The organism is Erythrobacter fulvus (assembly GCF_028595285.1).
GTDB lineage: Bacteria > Pseudomonadota > Alphaproteobacteria > Sphingomonadales > Sphingomonadaceae > Erythrobacter > Erythrobacter fulvus.
Genome location: NZ_JAQQXQ010000001.1, coordinates 534222 through 552511 on the forward strand (window position 1 = coordinate 534222; position 18290 = coordinate 552511).

Consider the following 18290-nt stretch of genomic DNA (forward strand, 5'->3'; position numbering starts at 1 on the left):
AGAGACATGGATATCATTCTCCTCGAGCGCATCGAGAAGCTCGGATCGATCGGCGACATCGTCACCGTCAAGGATGGCTACGCCCGCAACTTCCTGCTCCCGCAGAAGAAGGCCCTGCGCGCCAACGACGCCAACAAGAAGGTGTTCGAAGCCAACCGTGACCGGCTGGAAAAGGAAAACGCCGAACGTCGCACCGACGCCGAAAAGATGGGCGAAAAGGTTGCTGGCGCAGAAGTGGTGCTGATCCGCGCTGCCTCGAACGCCGGCCAGCTCTACGGCTCGGTCAGCGTGCGCGACATCGTCGCCGGGCTCGCCGAACAGGGTCATAACGTCGACAAGCGCATGGTCATCCTCGGCGCGCCGATCAAGAACATCGGGATGCACAACGTCACCGTTGCCCTGCACCCCGAAGTGCGCGTCACGGTGAAGGCCAACGTCGCGCGTTCGGACGATGAAGCCAAGCTGCAGAGCGAAGGCGTCGACGTGCTCGCGCAGATGTTCGAAGACGAACAGCGCGCCATCGAAGAGCAGGCTGAAGCCACCCGCATCGAAACGGGCCTTGAGCCGGGCGAAATCCCCGCCGAGCTGCTCGAAGAGCGCGGCGAAGAGGGCGAAGAAGCCTGATACTCGCGGCCTTCCGGCCAGGTTATCTCAGAAGGGCGCGGGGATCGGATGCGATCTCCGCGCCCTTCTTGTAAACAGCGTCAACTCGCGCGAAGGTGCTGCCACACAACGATAACAACAAAGGAGCAGAACAACTGCCATGATCGATATTCCTAACATCCTCGCCCAGCTTCAGCAGCATTACGACGAGGCCGTGCGCGCGCTGCGCGACGATGTGATTGCCTATGGCAAGAACGGCACGATCCCGCCGCAGCGCAAGCGCGAGGATGGCAGCTATGCCTATCCGCAGATCACCCTGCGCTATTCCGGAACTGGCAGCAGCCCGCAGGATCGCAGCCGCGCTTTCGGGCGCCTCGAACTGCCCGGCACCTACACCACCACCATCACGCATCCGGACCTGTTCGCCCACTACCTGACCGAACAGCTCCAACTGATCGGCAGCGAATACGAGATAGACATCGCGGTCGAGCGTTCGCGCCAGGAAATTCCCTTCCCCTACGTGCTCGATGGCGAGGCCGGTGCCGCGATGGTCGGCATTTCCCCGCAGGATATCGCCGCGCACTTCCCCTCGACCGATCTTGCGCTCATCGGAGACGAATTGGCCGACGGGATCGAGTTTGCCGAAGATCAGGACATGCCGCTATCGCTGTTCGATGGCTTGCGCACCGATTACTCGCTCGCCCGGCTGAAGCATTATACCGGCAGCGAAGTCAGCGATTTTCAGGACTTCATCCTGTTTACGAACTATCACCGCTATGTCGATGAATTCGTGAATTGGGGTGCCACGCAGATAGGGCAGGATGGCTATGTCGCGCTGACCGGCGCGGCGGGGCTCGATATCCGCGAGAAGACCGCCCATGCGCAAGACCAGTTGAACGACACCGCTTGGCGCCGCCATCAGATGCCCGCCTATCACCTGATCCGCGAGGACGGACGCGGGATCACGCTGGTCAATATCGGTGTGGGCCCGTCCAACGCCAAGACAATCTGCGATCACCTCGCGGTGCTGCGCCCTCACGCATGGCTGATGATCGGCCACTGTGGCGGCCTTCGCTCGACCCAGAAGATCGGCGACTTCGTGCTTGCCCACGCCTATCTGCGCGACGATCACGTGCTTGATCCCGTGCTCCCGCCCGAAGTGCCGATCCCGCCGATTGCCGAAGTGCAGCAGGCAATGGCCACCGCGGCCGAGCAGGTTTCCGGCGTGCAGGGCGCGAACCTCAAGCAGCGGATGCGCACCGGGACGGTCGTCACCACCGATGATCGCAACTGGGAACTGCGCTATTCCTCCTCGGCCAAGCGCTTCTCGCAGAGCCGTGCAATCGCAATCGACATGGAAAGCGCGACGATCGCTACGCAGGGCTATCGCTTCCGCGTGCCCTATGGGACGCTGCTGTGCGTCTCGGACAAGCCGCTCCATGGCGAGATCAAGCTGCCCGGGCAGGCCAACAAGTTCTACGAGGAAGCGATTGCGGCCCACCTACAGATGGGCATCGTCGCTTGTGCCAAGCTGCGCGACGAGGGCGACCGCCTGCACTCGCGGAAACTGCGCGCCTTCAACGAACCGCCGTTCCGGTAAGTCATGGCCGGTCTGTCCCGCTCGATCGCCGGCCGCGTTGCCATTATTACCGGAGCCGCGAGCGGCATGGGCCGCGCGGCGGCGCGTCTGTTCGCGGCTGAGGGCGCGCATGTCGCCGTGACCGACCTCGATCTTGTCATCTGCGAGGCAGTCGCGGCGGAATGCGGGCCGAAAGCGCGCGCCTATGCGCTGGACGTGGCCGATGCCGGAGCGATCACCGGCACCGTCGAACGTATTGCGCAGGACTTCGGTCGGATCGACATTCTGGTGAACAATGCAGGTGTATCGAGCTTCTGCGGCCTCGATGATCCCGCTTGCGAGGATGTCTGGCACCGTGCTGTCGCAGTCATGCTGACCGCGCACCAGCGCATGGTGCGTGCCGCGCTGCCGTTCCTCATGCAAAGTGATGCGCCGCGGATCGTCAATATCGCAAGCACTGAAGGCCTCGGCGCGACGCCGGGCGATACGCCCTATGTCGCCGCCAAAACCGGAGTAATCGGCCTTACACGGGGGCTTGCAGTCGATCTCGGGCCTGAAGGCATCACAGTGAACTGCATCTGCCCCGGCCCGATCCGCACCGCAATGACCGACGCCGTGGCGGAGGAGCACAAGGCAATCTTCGCCAAGCGCCGCACCGCGCTGCGTCGCTATGGCGAGCCCGAGGAAGTCGCGCACATCACGCTTTCACTGGTGCTGCCCGCCGCGAGCTACATCACCGGAACGGCGATCCCGGTGGACGGCGGCTTGATGGCGCGAAACGCCTGAAAACGTGAGGCTGCCGAATCAGGCGACCGCTGTCGCCTCGATCTCGATCATCACCGCCGGATCATAAAGACGCGTCACCCCGAGCAGAGTGCAGGCGATCTTCGATCCCGCCTCGATATAGAGGGGCGTGGTCTGATCGGCCGTCGCCATGAAGGCATCGACATCAGTGGTGTAGATGTTCAGCCGGACGAGGTTGGCAGGCGTCATATCCGCCGCGGCAAGCGCATCACATAGGCACGCCCACGCACCCTTGAACTGCGCGACGATATCGCCGGGATGAAGCGCCGCGCCGTCGGCATCCGAAGCGGTCTGGCCCGAGAAATAGACTGTGCGCGTGACACCGCTGACCTCGACCGCGTGATTCAGCCCGAAATGCTCAAGCCACGGCGTCGGATTATGGGTTTTGATCTGCATTGGCTGTTTCCCTCCCCTTTTGCGGAAACAGCCTATCCTAACCCTGACCTTTCGTCTTGGTCTTTCCGTCCCTCGCGTTGGCGGCGATGAAATCGATGATCAGGCCCGCCACGTCCTTGCCCGTCGCGCTCTCGATACCTTCGAGGCCGGGCGAGGAATTGACCTCCATGATGACGGGGCCGTGATTGGATCGCAGCATGTCCACCCCGCACACATTCAGACCCATGCGCTTGGCCGCGCGCACGGCGGTGGAGCGTTCCTCGGGGGTGATCTTGATCACCTCTGCACTGCCACCACGGTGGAGGTTGGAGCGGAATTCGTCCGGCGCGCCGGTGCGCTTCATCGCCGCGACGACCTTGCCGCCCACCACCAGCGCACGAATATCGGTGCCGCCGGCTTCCTTGATGAATTCCTGTACCAGAATGTTGACGTTGGCGCCGCGAAACGCCTCGATCACAGACTTGGCGCTCGACATCGTCTCGGCCAGCACCACGCCGATCCCCTGCGTCCCTTCGATCAGCTTGATCACCACCGGCGGGCCCTTCACCGCCCTGATGATCTCCTCGGCCGCCTTGGGATCATTGGCATAGGCCGTCAGCGGCAGGCCGAGGCCATGCTTGGCAAGGATCTGCAAGCTGCGCAGCTTGTCGCGGCTGCGGCCGATGGCAACACTTTCGTTGAGCGACCAGATGCCGCGCATTTCGAACTGCCGCAGGATCGCGAGGCCGTAATTGGTGATCGAGGCCCCGATGCGCGGGATCACCGCGTCATAGGCGGGGATCGGTTTTCCGTTATAGAACACCTGCGGGCGGTGGCTGGCGATATGCACTGTGCAGCGCAGCGTGTTGAGAATATCGAGCTCATGGCCGCGCGCTTCGGCAGCCTCTTTCAGGCGCCGGTGCGAATAGAGATTAGGGTTACGCGCCAGCATCGCGATTTTCATGGGATACCTTTCGAATCCGGCAGTCTACCGGCGGCCCGGCCCCTTATCCGCATTTTCATCCGATTGCAGCCAAGAATGACCGCTATCGACGACGAAACGACGCCTGAGCGCGGTGCGCCCTATAAGCATCGGAAATTGCATCTGCGAACGGTCCGCTAGGCTGATTTCCGCCCGGAAGGTGTATTTACCGATGCTGAGAGGCGTCTTTATGACAAATCGCTGCTGCTGTTCGCCCATCGAACTGGTGATGCCGCGGATATCGACATGCACCGCCTCGCACACATGGCGCGCCCCGCCCCAGTTGACCGCGAAGCGCACAAAGCGCTGGCGATCACGGCGGAATTCGTCGAGCACTTCGGCATGAAGCGAAGAGGTGCGCGCGCCGGTATCGATCTTGGCCGGTATGCCTGCCAGCCCAAGGTCGGGCAGGCCGATCCTCTCGCGCCAGCCAATGATTGTCGGAGGATTCTGGCCGCTCAAGGCAGGATCGCCATCCCGTCCCCGCCGTCACCCACTATCAGGCGGCGCAGCACCTTGCCGCTGGCGTAATCGACTTCGGCAACAGTATCGCTGGCGGTTTCGGCGACGTAGATCTTCGATCCGTCGTCGGACCACAGGATCGTGACTTGAAAGCGGGCCTCTGCCTCGGCAGGACTGGAAACTGCGACGGTGCGGATCACTTTCGCGGTCGCGGTGTCGATGACAGTGAGGCTGCCGTCCTGCAGATCGGACGTCACCGCAACATCGCCCTGCGGGCGCACCGCGATGCGCAGCGGGAAACGCCCGGTGGCGACAGTCTCTCGCAATTCCATCGTCTGCGGATCGAGCGCGAAGGCCTGGTTCGAGCCGCGGGCCGAAACCCACAGGGTCGTGCCATCAGGAGAAAGCGCGATGCCTTCCGGCTCCTCCCCCACCGTCACCGACATTGGCGCACGGCGCGTGACGAGATCGACCCGTGTGACCGTGCGCGAGCCGAGATCGGTCGTCCATGCAATCCGGCCATCGGGGCTGACGGCGAGCATGTGACTGCCTTGCTTGCCGGTGCCGGATTCGAACACCTGGCGAGCTTCGGAAAGCGGATCGCGGATCCAGAACACCGACTGCCGCCCCTCTGCGGTGGCATAGAGGTTGCCATTGGCATGCCAGACGATGCCATGCGGACGGGCATTTTCGCCCAGATCAATGCTGGCCACCCTCTCAAGGCTGTCGGTAAGGAATATATCGATGCTGGTACCGCCATAGCAGGCCAACGCCACGTGGCGCCCGTCTGGCGAGGTCGCAAGTTCATGCGGGTTGGTGCAGCTCGGCAGGCGCAAGACTTCCTTGCCGGTTGCCAGATCGACCTTGGACAAGGTGTTTCCGCGCTTGTTGGCCACGAACAGCGTTGGCGGCATGACGGCGCCATCGGCCTGCTGCGGCGCGGCAGACGGCGCACAGGCGGCAAGCGTGAAAGCGAGGCCCCCGACCAGCATGGTGACAAATTTCATGGCAAGCCCTCCCCTTGGCCAATGCGTGATGCAGATGTGAACCCGGTCGCGGTGCGAATCAAGCGGCGAGGAAATCCGCGATTGCTACGCCCATTTCGGGCTTGGTGACGCTGCTCATGTGGGTGCCGGGCACCTCGACATAGTGGGCATCTGGCAGCAGCGCGGCGAGATCCTCGGCAGAGCCATTATCCTGATCCTCGTCCCCGCAGATCACCGCGACCGGCATCGTGATGTTCGCCAGCATGGCAAGGTCGAAATCGTCCATTGCATCGAGCAGCAACCGCGCCGCCACGCGGTCCACCCCCTGCGACTTGAGGAAAGTGCGCGCCAGATAGGCCGGATCGCCGGGCTTGATGGTGTCGAACTCATCGATCACCCGCTTGAAATGCGCGGCACGGCGCTGCCATTCGCCAAGGCCCGCCACCCCCATGCCGCAGATCGCAAGCCGCCGCGGCTGAAGGATGCCGTGGGCTACCGCATGGATCGCGGTGCGCGCGCCCAGAGAGAAGCCGACGAGATCGAACCCGCCCGGCTCCAGTCCCAGATGCTCGGCCAGTGCGGCGACATCGCGCACCAGTACGCCGGGGGGATAGGCGGCAGGATCATGCGGCGCTTCGCTGTCCCCGTGGACGCGGAAATCGGGCATGATCGCACGGAAGCCCGCCGCCGCGAGCCGCGCCCCATGGCCCCATTTGATCCAATTCATGTGGGCCGAGGAAAACAATCCGTGGAGCAGAATGACGGGGCGCCCTTCCCCCTCGATATGGATTGCAAGGCGGGTCCCGTCGAATGACGTGAAGTGGTCGGTCACCCGCGCTTCTCCAGCCCCTTCTGCTCCATCCGCCACTTGGCCATGGCGATCCGGTCCTGCCCGAAAAAGGGCTCGCCCTCGAACACGAGCGTCGGCACGCCCCAATGGCCCGCCGCTTCGAGCGCGGCCTGATTGGCGGCGATCTCGGCGTCGAGCGCCTCGGCATCGTGCTGCGCCTCCCCGTCAAGCTCGCAAAAGTCGAGCCCGGCGCGCTCGCAGGCGGGATACATGTGATCTTCAAGGTACCAATCGTCGGTGCTGCCGTCCCAGATGATCTTTGACACCTCGTCGGCAAAGGCGAGCCCCCTGCCTCGCCGCTCGGCCGCCTGCCCCATCCGGCATAGCCAGTGGATGTACGGCTGCTCCTCCGCAATCTCGCGCGTGGCGAGGTTCTGCACCACCGGATCGGGGCGCGGCCAGCGATAGGGGATGCCGAGCATCTGCGCGCTGCGCGCCGCATCGATGAAGATGTAGCGCCCGACATTGGGATTGCCGGTGAACAAAATACCCGGATCGCGGATTGCGATCGGCAACACGGTGCGCAGCGCAATCGTGATGTCGTATTCCGCCGCCATGGCGCGATACCGCCCGATAGCAAGGTAGGAATAGGGCGAGCGAAAGCTGAAGAACAGATCGGCGTGGAGCGTCATGAAGCCCTTGCTAGCGGGGTTCGGTAAAGGGTGCCAGCCCCGAGCATGTGGTCGCTTGCAGATAGTAAGCCCCCTTATTATATGCCCCTATATGATCATCGAGACCGGCTATCGACTCGCAGATAATTCGCGCCAGCTGCGCCGCCTGTTCGACGAGCGGGTACGCTGCCTCGGCCTGACAGGACCGCAGGCGCGGCTGCTGCTCTCGCTCGAGCGCAATCCGAACGAAAATCAGGTGTTCTATGCCGATCGGCTGGAAATCGAGCCGATCACACTCACCCGTATCGTTGACCGGCTGGAAGACGCCGGCTGGGTCGAAAGGCGCAGCGATCCGGCAGACCGCCGTGCGCGCATCCTTCATCTGACCGACAAGAGCCGCGGGATCGTGACCCGGCTGCGCGGGATCGTCGAGGCGCTGTTCGAAGACATGCTGCAAGGCATCGACGCCGCCGAACGCGCCGCCTTCGCGCATGCGCTGGACCGAATCGCCACCAATCTTGCCGCCGCCCGCCAGACCGAGACGATCAATGGCTGAAGCCGATCCTGCCCGCACCCCTACTGCCGCGAATATGGCCGAAAGCCCGCCGGAAACCGTCCGGACAAAGGATCGCCCGTGGTATCGCTGGGCGCTGATGCTTGCAGTGCCGCTGGCGCTGCTTGCCGGGACGCTGGTTTATTACTTCACCCTGCAAGGCAAGGTTTCGACAGATAATGCCTATCTCCAGCAGGACATGGTCTCGATCAGCCCCGAGGTCGGCGGTCGGATAGTCGAGGTGCTGGTCAATGACGGCGACGAAGTCGAGGCTGGCCAGCTGCTCTTCCGGATCGATCCCCAACCCTACCGGCTCCAGATCGCCGAGGCCAATGCCGCGATCGCCAGCGCGCAGGCCAATCTCATCGCTCTAAGCAATGCGCCCGACCTGACCGGTGTGGACATCGACGCCGCGCGCGAGGACATCGGTTTCGCCCAGGCGCGGTTCGACCGCGTTGCGGCGTTGCGCGACAAGGGGTTCAGCACCAAGGCCGATTACGAGGCCGCCGAACAGGCGCTCGAACGGGCACGCGCCGCGCTGCGTCAGGCCGAGGCGCGCCAGCGCGAAGCCCGCGCGCGGCTTGCAACCGGCGCGGCGGTGCCGGGCGTTAATCCGCAGATCGCCGCTGCCGAGGCGCGCAAGGCCAATGCCGCGCTCGCGCTCGATCGCACCGAAGTCCGCGCCCCCGCCGCAGGCCGTGTGGCGCAGGCAGATCGTCTGCAGATCGGCCAGCAGGCGGTACCCAACCTTCCGGTGCTGACGCTGGTCAAGACCGGATCGACCTATGTCGAAGCCAATTTCAAGGAAACCGATCTCGACACGATGCGCGTCGGGCAGCGTGCCGAAATCCGCTTCGATGCCTATCCCGACGTGGTGCTGGAAGGCCATGTCGCCTCGATCGGGGCAGGTACAGGTTCGGAATTCTCGGTCATCCCTGCGCAGAACGCGACCGGCAACTGGGTCAAGGTGACGCAGCGCGTGCCGGTGCGCATCGCGATAGACGGGGACAGCCCGCGCCAGCTGATTGCGGGTCTATCGAGCGAGGTCACGGTCTTTACCGACGATAACGGCCCGCGCTGACGTGGCCAGCAGGGCTGCTTCCTCCGCGATGGTGCCCGCTGATCAGGTCGCGCCGCCGTTGCGCGACGTGGCGGAACTGGAGACGCGCAACTACAGGCTGATGATCCTCGGGGTGATGGCGGCATCGCTGTTGCAGATCCTCGACACCACGATCGCCAATGTCGCGCTGCCGCACATGCAGAGTTCATTGGGCGCGACGGTTGATACCGTCACCTGGGTGCTTACCAGCTATATCATCGCCTCTGCCGTGGCGTTGCCGATCACCGGCTGGCTGGCCGACCGGATCGGTGCGCGGCGCCTGTTCATCCTTTCGGTCGCAGGATTCATCAGTGTCTCAATGCTGTGCGGGATTGCGCAGAACCTTGAGGAGATGGTGGCCTTCCGCGCGCTGCAAGGCGTGGCGGGAGCGTTCATCGCGCCGCTCAGTCAGGCTTTCATGCTGGATACCACCCGGCCCAGCCGTCACCCGCAGGTCATGGCAATTTGGGGTATGGGGATCATGATCGGCCCGATCCTCGGCCCCATCCTCGGCGGGTGGCTGACCGAAACCGCGAACTGGCGCTGGGTATTTTTCGTCAACCTGCCAGTCGGCGCGCTTTCGCTGGCGATCCTTATCACCTGCCTGCCGCAGCGCCCCCAGCGCAGGCGGCGTTTCGACCTGACCGGCTTTGCGTTGATGGCGGTAGCACTGGCTGCATTCCAGTTGTTGCTCGATCGCGGCAACCAGCTCGACTGGCTCGCCTCGGGCGAGATCTGGGCCTATCTGCTGGTGACCCTGTCGGCGACATGGATGGCTGTGGTGCACTTTGCCACCGCTCCCGCCCCGATGTTTGAACGCGCGCTGTTTGCCGACCGCAATTTCGCCATCGCGTTGTTTTTCATGATCGTGATCGGGATCGTGATGTTTGCGGTAATGGCGCTGCTGCCGCCGATGCTCCAGAACCTGTTCGGTTACGGCGTGATCGATACCGGCATCGTGCTGATGCCGCGCGGCGTGGGCATCCTGATCTCGATGCAGGTTTCCGGCCTGCTGATGCGGCGCGGAATCGATGCGCGGCCCGTGGTGGCGAGCGGCTTCCTGATCTGCGCGGTCTCGCTATGGCAAATGGCGCACTGGTCGCTCGCCGTGGACGAGATGCACGTGATCGTCAGCGGGCTGCTCCAGGGCCTCGGGATGGGGCTGGTGTTCATCCCCTTGCAAGTCAGCGCCTTTGCCACGCTCAGCCCCAGCTTACGCACCGACGGATCGAGCCTCCTCAATCTGTTCCGCTCGCTTGGGGCCTCGGCCGGGATTTCGTGGATGACGGTGCTGCTCGCCCGCAATCTCCAGACCGCTCATGCCGATCTCGGCAGCCACGTGACGGCGGCGACAGGGAGCATCGTCGACTTTTCGACCACCGACCGCTTTCAGGTGCTGGGAGACATGGCGATGACGCTGGTCGATGCCGAAGTGAACCGCCAGGCCGCGATGATCGCCTACATCGACGATTTCTGGCTGATGATGTGGATCACCATAGCCGCCGCGCCGCTGGCTTTCCTGATGCGCGGAAATACGCGGCCCGCAGGCCCGGTCACGCTTGCGGAATAACGCCGCTCAGCGGAAGAAGCACTGGGTGCCGGCGTAAAGCATCTCGACCTTGTCGCCCGCGATGAAACCGCCGATCCGCTGTCCCAGCGCAAATTCCTCGCCAAGCGTGCTGCCTTCGACCGGTGCATATCCAGGCGCGCTTTCGGCAAGGCTGCGTGCAGAACCGACCTGCACATCGCCTGCGAGCTTCACGACGCCCGTTGCCGGCGCATCGCCGTCCTGGGCAAGGTGCCAGTTCCACCCGACCAGCCGGCCCTGCTGGAAATGCGCGGTCAGCCCGCCCGCGAAATCGGTGAAGATAATCGGCCCCGCGCCACATTCGGGATTGGACCCCGTGCGCAGCGGTGCGCCCAGTGCCTTGGCCAGCGCGGTTTCGACCTCCTGCTGGCCGGCAGCGAAATAGAACGCCTCCGATCCCGCTGCGAGCCCTTCGCCACGCAGTTCGACTGCATTGGCCGCCAGCGGCTGCTGCACCCCCTCGCCCTGCTGGCGTTGGGCCGGGCTCGGCACCTCGCCGCTGTCGCAAGCCGAAAGAGCCAGTGCCGCGGCGAGCGCAACCAGACCGAACCGCATCGGCCTTATCCCTTTTTCAGGTGGCGGCGGCCGAGCAGCTCGGCGATCTGGACCGCGTTCAATGCGGCGCCCTTGCGCAAGTTGTCGGACACACACCACAGGGTGAGGCCGTTCTCGACCGTGGGATCCTCGCGCACGCGGCTGACGAAGGTCGCTGCATCGCCGACGCATTCCACCGGCGTGATGTAGCCGCCATCCTCGCGCTTATCGATCAGCATTACGCCAGGGGCCTCACGCAGAATGTCCATCGCGGCTTCGGCGGAAAGTTCGTTCTCGAACTCGATGTTCACGGCTTCCGAATGGCCGACAAACACCGGCACGCGCACGCAGGTCGCGGTCAGCTTGATCTTCGGATCGAGGATCTTCTTGGTCTCAACCACCATCTTCCATTCTTCCTTGGTCGATCCATCGTCGAGGAAGACATCGATATGCGGGATGACGTTGAAGGCGATCTGCTTGGTGAACTTCTTGGGCTCCACCGGATCGCCGACGAAAATCGCGCGGGACTGGGCGAACAGTTCGTCCATCCCTGCCTTCCCGGCGCCCGAAGTCGATTGATAGGTGCTCACCACCACTCGCTTGATCGTCGCGGCATCGTGCAGCGGCTTCAATGCCACCACCAGCTGCGCGGTCGAGCAATTGGGGTTGGCGATGATGTTGCGTGCCTTGTAACCGTCGATCGCGTCGGGGTTCACTTCCGGCACGATCAGCGGCACGTCCGGGTCCATCCGGTAGAGCGAGGAATTGTCGATCACCACGCAGCCCGCAGCTGCTGCCTTGGGGGCATATTCCTTGGCGGGGCCGGAACCTGCGGCGAACAGGGCGATGTCCCAGCCGGTGAAGTCGAAATGCTCGATATTCTTGCACTTGAGCATCTTGCCGGTGTCGCCGAATTCGACTTCGGTGCCCACCGACCGCGACGAGGCGACCGCAGCGACCTCGTCGCACGGGAAATCGCGCTCGGCGAGAACCTGCATCATCTCGCGCCCGACATTGCCGGTCGCACCGACCACTGCCACCCGGTAACCCACTTGGCATTCTCCTGATATTTCGCAGCTGCGAGATAGCGACACTTGTCCCGAGCGCAACTGCTAAGAGCGCAGTGCAGACCTATTCGGCTGCTGGCGGCGTTACCCCGTGCCGTTCAAGGAAGCGGAAGATGGAGTTCCAGACGTGCGGGCCGATGTTCGGGCCGGAGACGCGGTGCGTGTAGCCGGGGTAGAGCATCATCTCGAACGGCACGTTGTTTTCCTGAAGCACGCCAATCAGTTCCGACGAATTCTCGAACACCACATTGTCGTCCGCCATGCCGTGGATCAGCAGCAGCGGATCGGCGATTTTCGTCGCGTCGGGGATGGCGCTTGCCTTCTCGTAGGCCTCCGGTACCTCGCGCGGGTCGCCCATGTAGCGTTCGGTATAATGGGTATCGTAAAGCTCCCAGCGCGTCACCGGCGCGCCGGAGATGCCCGCCGCGTAGAGACCCGGATCAGCCTCCAGCATCTTGAGCGTCATGTAACCGCCATAAGACCAGCCGTAGGTCGCGATCCTGTCGCCGTCGACGAAATCGAGCGCCTTGAGGAACTGCGCGCCCGCCTTCTGGTCACGCACTTCTGCCCCGCCCATGGCGCGGTAAAGCGGCTGTTCGAAGTCGACCCCGCGATTGGCCGAGCCGCGGTTATCGAGCTCGAAGAAGATAAAGCCCATGTCGACGATCGCCTGCGCCAGCGCGCCGTTCCAGCCCTTGGTCACCGTCTGCGGACCCGGCCCGCCATAGTGCTGGAAAAACACCGGATAGCGTTTCCCCGGCTCCATTTCCGGCTTAATCATCATCCAGTGCAGCGGGGTGCCGTCCTCGGCCGCGATGGTGCCGAATTCGGGCGTTGCATGGCTCGCCAAATAGGGGGCGTAGGGATGATCGCCTTCGACGCGGTTCTCCTCGATCCACGCCACACGCTTGCCGTCGGGCGTGGCGAGATAGGACTGCGGAGGCTGCGCGGCGTTCGAACGGGTGACGTAGAGCAGTCGTCCCTTGGCATCCATGCTCGCCGAATTGGTGTAATCGGGATCGGTAAGGAGTTCCGGATCGCCCGTACCGTCCAGCCGCGCGCGGTAGATCTGCTGGGTCAGCACATCCATCGTCGCCTGGTAGGTGAAGGTGCCCGCATCCTCGTCCACGCCGACCAGCGTCGTAGTGGGCGAGGGGCCGCTGGTAAGCTGCGTCCACTGCCCATCGGCATAACGGTAGAAATGGCCATAACCGTCGCGTTCGGACCACCAGAGCAAGCTGCCGTCCTTGAGGAAGCGGTAATTGTCCGACAGGTTCACCCAGTAATCGGGCCGCGCGGCCGTTTCGGTGAACAGGATCTGCGAAGCGCCGGTGGCAGGATCGACCTTCAGCATGTCGATCTTCGTCTGCGCGCGGTCCTGCCGCTGGACATAGAGGTAATCGTCCGGCCCCCAGTCGACCCGCGCCACATAGACATCGAGATCGAAGCCCAGGTCGACCTTCACGCGGTTGCCGCCATCCGGGTCCATCAGGAACAGTTCGACGACGGCATTGTCGGTGCCGGCGGCGGGATAGCGCTGGTCGAACACCTTGGTGCCCTTCGCCCCGATCGCCGCGCGGGTAACGATACCCACCGGGCTTTCATCGGTACGCTGGACAGCGATACGGTCATCATTGGGCGACCACCAGTAACCTGCAAGCCGCGCCATTTCCTCTTGCGCGACGAATTCCGCCTCGCCCCAGCGGATGGTATCGGCCTCGCCTTCGGGCGTAACCGGCTGCGCCTCGCCGCCGACCGGTCCGACCCACAAACGGCGATCACGCACGAAGCTGACATAGCTGCCCTTCGCCGAAAGCCTGGGGTTAAGCTCGGTGCCTTCGGTATCGGTCAGCTGCGTCACCGTGCCATCGAGTCTGGCAAGGTAGAGATCGCCATCGAGCGGCACCAGCACGCCCGAGCCGTCGCTTGCCCACTGGTAGCTGATGATACCCTTGAGGCTGCCGACCCGCGCGCGTTCGCGCTGCATCTTCTCGTCCTCGGACAGTTCGCGGCCCGATCCTACGCTGAGCGAGTCCACCAGCATCCGCCATTCGCGGGTTTCCAGATCATAGCCCCACAGGTCGTAGCGGTCGCGATCCTCGGCGCGGTTGCGCAGGAGTGTCAGATAACGCCCGTCGGGCGAAAGCTTCACTTGTCGCGGCGCGGCGCCGTCGAGGCCTGGCGATGCGAAGACGCGTTCGAATGACAGCGTGGGCGCTGTTTCAGTCATGGTGGTCGTTTCCGCCAACGCAGGCGTAGTCAGGCAGGTCGAAAGACACAGGGCAACCGCAGCAAGAACCGAACGCATTCAAAGCTCACCTCGTCATGGCGCGCGGCCGGATGGCAACGCGCTGCTGCTCCTCGCAATGACGAGAAGGATTGGCAAGGGGCGCAAACGAAAAGGGCGGCGCCTTTCGGCACCGCCCTTCGCAAATTGCTGGCTGTTGAAGCCTTACGCCTTGGGCGCGGTAACCTTGCGCTCGGCGATACGCGCGCTCTTGCCGGTGCGGCCGCGCAGGTAATAGAGCTTCGCACGACGCACGACACCGCGACGCACCACAGTAATGCTCTCGATGATCGGCGAGTAGAGCGGGAAAACGCGCTCGACGCCTTCGCCGAAGCTGATCTTGCGCACGGTGAAGTTGGAACCCATGCCGCGGTTCGAACGGGCGATCACGACGCCTTCGTAGTTCTGAACACGCTCGCGGTTGCCTTCCTTCACCTTCACGCCGACGCGGACGGTGTCGCCTGCGCGGAATTCGGGGATGTCCTTGCCGGACTTGGCGATTTCTTCGGCTTCAATCTGCTGGATCAGGTTCACTGGTCCGATTCCTTCGTTTCATGCCGCGCGCCAGAGGCAGGCTGGACCCGAGCGCCCTCATGACGCTCCCACAAGTCCGGCCTGCGTGACCGAGTATCTTCCTCGCTACGCAGCTTGCGCCATGCAGCGATCTTCGCATGATCCCCCGATCGCAGCACTTCGGGGATCGTGCGCCCTTCCCATTCCTGAGGTCGGGTATAATGCGGATATTCGAGCAACCCCGTTTCGAAGCTTTCCTCGGTACCGCTGGAAGGCGCGCCCATTACTCCGGGAAGCAGCCGAATGCAAGCGTCAAGGATGGTCAGCGCCGCCATCTCGCCTCCGGAGAGCACGATGTCGGCAAGGCTAACCTGTTCGATCTCGGGCCGGGCCTCGAAAAGGCGTTCGTCGAACCCCTCAAACCGCCCGCACAGGATGACGACACCGGGGCCGGCTGCGAGTTCGCGGATGCGCTGTTGGGTGATCGGTTTCCCGCGCGGAGTCATAGCGAGAATGGGTCGTCCAGCGGCAGGCGCAGAATCCAGCGCGCGGGCCAGCACATCGCATTTCAGCACCATCCCCGCCCCGCCGCCCGCAGGCGTATCGTCGACGGTGCGGTGCTTGTCGGTGGCGAAGTCGCGGATCTGCACCGTCTCGCAAGCCCACTTGGCATCAGCCAGCGCGCGCCCCGCGATGGAGTGCCCAAGCGGCCCGGGGAACATCTCGGGATAGAGCGTGAGGACTGTGGCGGCGAAGGTCATATGCGCGAGCCTTCGATCAACGACAGGTTGAGCCGATAGCCGAGTGGCCAAACAACCAAAAGAAGCGCCGCATTCATTACCATCAGGATCAGTAGGCCTTGCGCTTCCGGACCCGATTCACAGCAGCCACTTCCAGCGAAGCCAATGATGCTCCACACGAGTAATCCTACCGGGACAAACCCCGCCGTAACGAGCGCGAGAGTCGGCTCGTAGGCCTTGGGAAACAGGAGACCCGCAAACCACGCTAGCCCTGCGGAAACCCCCGAGACAATCACGCCAAAGCCCAATGCGATGGCGAGCCCGGCAAAGATCAGCTCAGCCATTCGACCCCATCCTTCGCCTGCGTGTCGACGGTCAGCTCAAACACATCCGGCCGCGCGTAATGCCCGTCGGTGTCGAGGCTTGTCAGACCCGTTGCGATCTCGGTGAGGTCGAGTTCGGCAAACAGCGTCTCCTCCCCCTCGCCCGCTTGCACGATCACGCGCGTGTCGGGCGCGGCGATCAGAGAGCCGCCGCGGTTGAGCACTTCGGCGGGGATCGCTTCCAGCAACTCCAGAGCAGCCGCATCACCGCCCACCCGCTCCAACCCGTCGAACAGATCGTCGCGCTTCTGCACCAGCCCCGCCGCCAGCACGAAGCAGCGCCCCTCCATCGCATAGTGCCGCGAGGCGATCGCATAGCTCTCTCGCACTGTCGGCCAAGCCGCCACGTGCACATCCTCGCCCAGATTATGCATCGCCGCACGGGCGAGAGGCATCCAGTGCTCCCAGCAAATCAGCGAGCCGACGCGGCCCCATTCAGCCTGATGCACGCCCAGCGTCGAGCCGTCGCCGCGCGCCCAGATCAGGCGCTCGCCATGGGTCGGCACCAGCTTGCGATGATCGAGCACCGGAAGGCCCGGGCGGAAGGTCATCTGGTTGTTCACAAGGCTGCGCCGCACCCGCTCATGTGCGCCGATCGAAATGATCGCGCCGCTCGCGTCGGCCAGTTCCTGCAAGGGCAAGAGCCGCTCGTCATTGGCGACCACGGCTTGCTCAAGCATGATTGCGTGCAGCGCCTTGCTGCCGGGGTGATCCCACAGCGCCGCGCCGGGCGCCTCGTCCAGCCACAGCGGATAGCCGCCCAGAAAGGTCTCTCCGAAGGCGACGACCTTCGCGCCGCTCTCCACCGCCGCGCGGGCAAGGTGCACGGCCTTGTCGATACCGCCCGCAAAATCGAGCGGGATCGGTGCGGCTTGGACGACGGCGACAGGAAGCTTGGTCATGCCAGCCGCTTACGCGCGCAAGTCAGTCCCCGCAACCACCACAGCCACCACCGCTGTCACCGTCACCGCTGGAGCCGCTGTCCCCGCTGCCCTGCTGTCGCATCGCGTGAACCGCTTCCCACGGCGTGCCGACCAGAACACCCGTACCGAACAATGCCACCGCCATAGCTGCCTCCTCGGGCCGCGGAGCAAGCCGTAGCCGCGCTTCCTTGTCAGCCATGCGGTTGACTGTCTCGATCCCCCCCGCCGTGCGGTTGTCCAGCGATGCGAAACGGACCACCGCGGCGATCGCTGTCGCCGTCATCAACGCGATCAGAAAACCGGTCGGCTCGCCCAGCGCACTTCCGGCCCGCTCGCGATAGACACCGATCACGAAAAGCACCACGAAAGGCGCGACCGATAGCCAGCGTATCCGGCTGATCTGGTCGTCGAAAGCGATCAGTCCCTGACGCCTGAGCCGCGCCGCGGTCCGATCGGCGGCAACAGCCAGAGCCTTGCGCGCTGATCCAATCTTGAAATTCCCGTCGAGCGCGAGCAGCGCCTTGCCCGCACCGCCTGCCGGGATAGTGCTGCGTACCACCGTCAGCTTGCCGCCACCGGCTGCGGCCAGCCCGCCGCGCGCGTAGAGATCGGCGATGACCGATTCTGCCAGCCGCTGTCGCCCACCCGCCAACATTGCGAGGCTTTCGGCATCAAGCGATTCGCTTCGCCGTCCGGCCGGACGCAGATTGAACGGGATCCACCACGAAGCTGCCAAGGCCAAACCCAGCAGTATCGTGTAAAACAACAGAAAGTCGCCGCCCGTCCATGACGAGAACAGCTGCATTACATTATCCTTCCCGTGAGCCAGCCCGCGACGAAAACGAGCAGACCCAGCGCCAGTGCGACCCGGCGTTTGAGGACGATAACATCGAAAAAGTTAACGCGCACACCAAGGGGGTCGACGGAAAAACGCCTGCTGGCAGGTGGCCATATATCGGCGGGTGGTGACGTACCGAAGACAGTCTCGTACGCCGCGAGCGTATCGGCATATTGGCGGTAGTAGCGTTCGCGCTCCACCGGCCCGCCTGCCGTCGGTCCATGATGGAGCTCCGCCCCGAGCACCTGCGGGCAGAAAACCTGCCAGTAATCACGGCTGTAGGTGAGATGGAGATGCCAGGCCTGATCGACCGCATCGGACGGGGTAACCTCGTGCCCGGCGGTCATCGCGAGATAGCAGAAACGCTTGTATTCGCCCACCACCCGCTCTGCATGGGGCAGGCTCCAGCGGTTTTCGCGGGCAAGCCGTAGGGTGAAAGTCAGCGAGGCGTCAAAGGGGCCGATCGCATGGCCGGCAATGCGCCCCCACAATTCGGTTCCCAGCGCGCTCATG

General features: G+C 63.8%; 21 protein-coding genes. 6 read left to right on the plus strand and 15 right to left on the minus strand.

The window, feature by feature from the left end; translation table 11 throughout:
- The first annotated feature begins 6 nt into the window (after positions 1 to 6).
- From rplI to OIK40_RS02585, 3 genes are all read left to right on the plus strand, one after another.
- Positions 7 to 624 carry a 50S ribosomal protein L9 gene (gene rplI, locus OIK40_RS02575; RefSeq protein WP_273675933.1) on the plus strand — a complete coding sequence of 206 codons (618 nt, stop codon included), beginning with the start codon at positions 7 to 9 and terminating at the stop codon, positions 622 to 624.
- 139 nt (positions 625 to 763) lie between these two features.
- Complete coding sequence (locus tag OIK40_RS02580) at positions 764 to 2203, plus strand: AMP nucleosidase (RefSeq protein ID WP_273675935.1); 1440 nt, start codon at positions 764 to 766, stop codon at positions 2201 to 2203.
- 3 nt (positions 2204 to 2206) lie between these two features.
- On the plus strand, positions 2207 to 2968 hold the full coding sequence (locus tag OIK40_RS02585) for an SDR family NAD(P)-dependent oxidoreductase (protein ID WP_273675936.1): 762 nt from the start codon (positions 2207 to 2209) through the stop codon (positions 2966 to 2968).
- 18 nt (positions 2969 to 2986) lie between these two features.
- Here OIK40_RS02585 and OIK40_RS02590 read toward each other — a convergent pair whose 3' ends face one another.
- From OIK40_RS02590 to OIK40_RS02615, 6 genes are read right to left on the minus strand one after another with little or no spacing between them, the layout of a single operon-like run.
- On the minus strand, positions 2987 to 3382 hold the full coding sequence (locus OIK40_RS02590) for a RidA family protein (protein ID WP_273675939.1): 396 nt from the start codon (positions 3380 to 3382) through the stop codon (positions 2987 to 2989).
- Between the two features lie 37 nt (positions 3383 to 3419).
- The gene (gene rimK, locus OIK40_RS02595; RefSeq protein ID WP_273675940.1) at positions 3420 to 4325 is read right to left on the minus strand and encodes a 30S ribosomal protein S6--L-glutamate ligase; all 906 of its coding nucleotides are present in this window, start codon (positions 4323 to 4325) and stop codon (positions 3420 to 3422) included.
- 24 nt (positions 4326 to 4349) lie between these two features.
- A complete protein-coding gene (locus OIK40_RS02600; protein ID WP_273675942.1) occupies positions 4350 to 4805 on the minus strand; it encodes an ATP-dependent zinc protease family protein in 456 nt (151 codons plus the stop codon).
- Positions 4802 to 5812 (minus strand): Vgb family protein, encoded by a 1011-nt coding sequence (locus OIK40_RS02605; protein ID WP_273675944.1) that lies wholly within the window; start codon positions 5810 to 5812, stop codon positions 4802 to 4804. The genes OIK40_RS02600 and OIK40_RS02605 overlap by 4 nt, the downstream gene beginning before the upstream one ends.
- Positions 5813 to 5870: 58 nt before the next feature.
- On the minus strand, positions 5871 to 6623 hold the full coding sequence (locus OIK40_RS02610; RefSeq protein ID WP_273675946.1) for an alpha/beta fold hydrolase: 753 nt from the start codon (positions 6621 to 6623) through the stop codon (positions 5871 to 5873).
- Positions 6620 to 7273, minus strand: a complete 654-nt coding sequence (locus OIK40_RS02615; protein ID WP_273675948.1) for a 2-hydroxychromene-2-carboxylate isomerase — start codon at positions 7271 to 7273, stop codon at positions 6620 to 6622. The genes OIK40_RS02610 and OIK40_RS02615 overlap by 4 nt, the downstream gene beginning before the upstream one ends.
- A gap of 91 nt (positions 7274 to 7364) precedes the next feature.
- On the opposite strand from OIK40_RS02615, the gene OIK40_RS02620 reads away from it, so the two are divergent.
- The 3 genes from OIK40_RS02620 to OIK40_RS02630 are packed head-to-tail and all read left to right on the plus strand — an operon-like array spanning position 7365 to position 10474.
- Positions 7365 to 7808 (plus strand): MarR family winged helix-turn-helix transcriptional regulator, encoded by a 444-nt coding sequence (locus OIK40_RS02620; RefSeq protein ID WP_273675950.1) that lies wholly within the window; start codon positions 7365 to 7367, stop codon positions 7806 to 7808.
- Positions 7801 to 8886: an HlyD family secretion protein gene (locus tag OIK40_RS02625; protein ID WP_273675952.1), complete on the plus strand. Its 1086-nt coding sequence runs from the start codon at positions 7801 to 7803 to the stop codon at positions 8884 to 8886. Before OIK40_RS02620 ends, OIK40_RS02625 begins: the two co-directional genes overlap by 8 nt.
- A gap of 28 nt (positions 8887 to 8914) precedes the next feature.
- A complete protein-coding gene (locus OIK40_RS02630; protein ID WP_374211773.1) occupies positions 8915 to 10474 on the plus strand; it encodes an MDR family MFS transporter in 1560 nt (519 codons plus the stop codon).
- Between the two features lie 6 nt (positions 10475 to 10480).
- On the opposite strand, the gene OIK40_RS02635 is transcribed toward OIK40_RS02630, so the two are convergent.
- The 9 genes from OIK40_RS02635 to OIK40_RS02675 all read right to left on the minus strand — a co-directional run bounded on the left by OIK40_RS02635 (position 10481) and on the right by OIK40_RS02675 (position 18289).
- On the minus strand, positions 10481 to 11047 hold the full coding sequence (locus OIK40_RS02635; protein ID WP_273675953.1) for an aspartate-semialdehyde dehydrogenase: 567 nt from the start codon (positions 11045 to 11047) through the stop codon (positions 10481 to 10483).
- Positions 11048 to 11052: 5 nt separating this feature from the next.
- Positions 11053 to 12078 (minus strand): aspartate-semialdehyde dehydrogenase, encoded by a 1026-nt coding sequence (locus tag OIK40_RS02640; RefSeq protein WP_273675955.1) that lies wholly within the window; start codon positions 12076 to 12078, stop codon positions 11053 to 11055.
- Between the two features lie 79 nt (positions 12079 to 12157).
- The gene (locus OIK40_RS02645; RefSeq protein WP_273675957.1) at positions 12158 to 14401 is read right to left on the minus strand and encodes a S9 family peptidase; all 2244 of its coding nucleotides are present in this window, start codon (positions 14399 to 14401) and stop codon (positions 12158 to 12160) included.
- Between the two features lie 144 nt (positions 14402 to 14545).
- Positions 14546 to 14914 (minus strand): 50S ribosomal protein L19, encoded by a 369-nt coding sequence (rplS, locus tag OIK40_RS02650; protein ID WP_273675959.1) that lies wholly within the window; start codon positions 14912 to 14914, stop codon positions 14546 to 14548.
- The gene (gene trmD, locus OIK40_RS02655) at positions 14911 to 15654 is read right to left on the minus strand and encodes a tRNA (guanosine(37)-N1)-methyltransferase TrmD (protein ID WP_273675961.1); all 744 of its coding nucleotides are present in this window, start codon (positions 15652 to 15654) and stop codon (positions 14911 to 14913) included. Before trmD ends, rplS begins: the two co-directional genes overlap by 4 nt.
- Complete coding sequence (locus OIK40_RS02660; protein ID WP_273675963.1) at positions 15651 to 15977, minus strand: hypothetical protein; 327 nt, start codon at positions 15975 to 15977, stop codon at positions 15651 to 15653. The genes trmD and OIK40_RS02660 overlap by 4 nt, the downstream gene beginning before the upstream one ends.
- The gene (locus OIK40_RS02665) at positions 15965 to 16918 is read right to left on the minus strand and encodes a carbon-nitrogen hydrolase family protein (protein WP_273675965.1); all 954 of its coding nucleotides are present in this window, start codon (positions 16916 to 16918) and stop codon (positions 15965 to 15967) included. The genes OIK40_RS02660 and OIK40_RS02665 overlap by 13 nt, the downstream gene beginning before the upstream one ends.
- 22 nt (positions 16919 to 16940) lie before the next feature.
- The gene (locus OIK40_RS02670) at positions 16941 to 17744 is read right to left on the minus strand and encodes a TIGR04222 domain-containing membrane protein (protein ID WP_273675966.1); all 804 of its coding nucleotides are present in this window, start codon (positions 17742 to 17744) and stop codon (positions 16941 to 16943) included.
- Positions 17744 to 18289, minus strand: a complete 546-nt coding sequence (locus tag OIK40_RS02675; RefSeq protein WP_273675967.1) for a glycine-rich domain-containing protein — start codon at positions 18287 to 18289, stop codon at positions 17744 to 17746. The genes OIK40_RS02670 and OIK40_RS02675 overlap by 1 nt, the downstream gene beginning before the upstream one ends.
- Between the last annotated feature and the right edge of the window lies 1 nt (position 18290).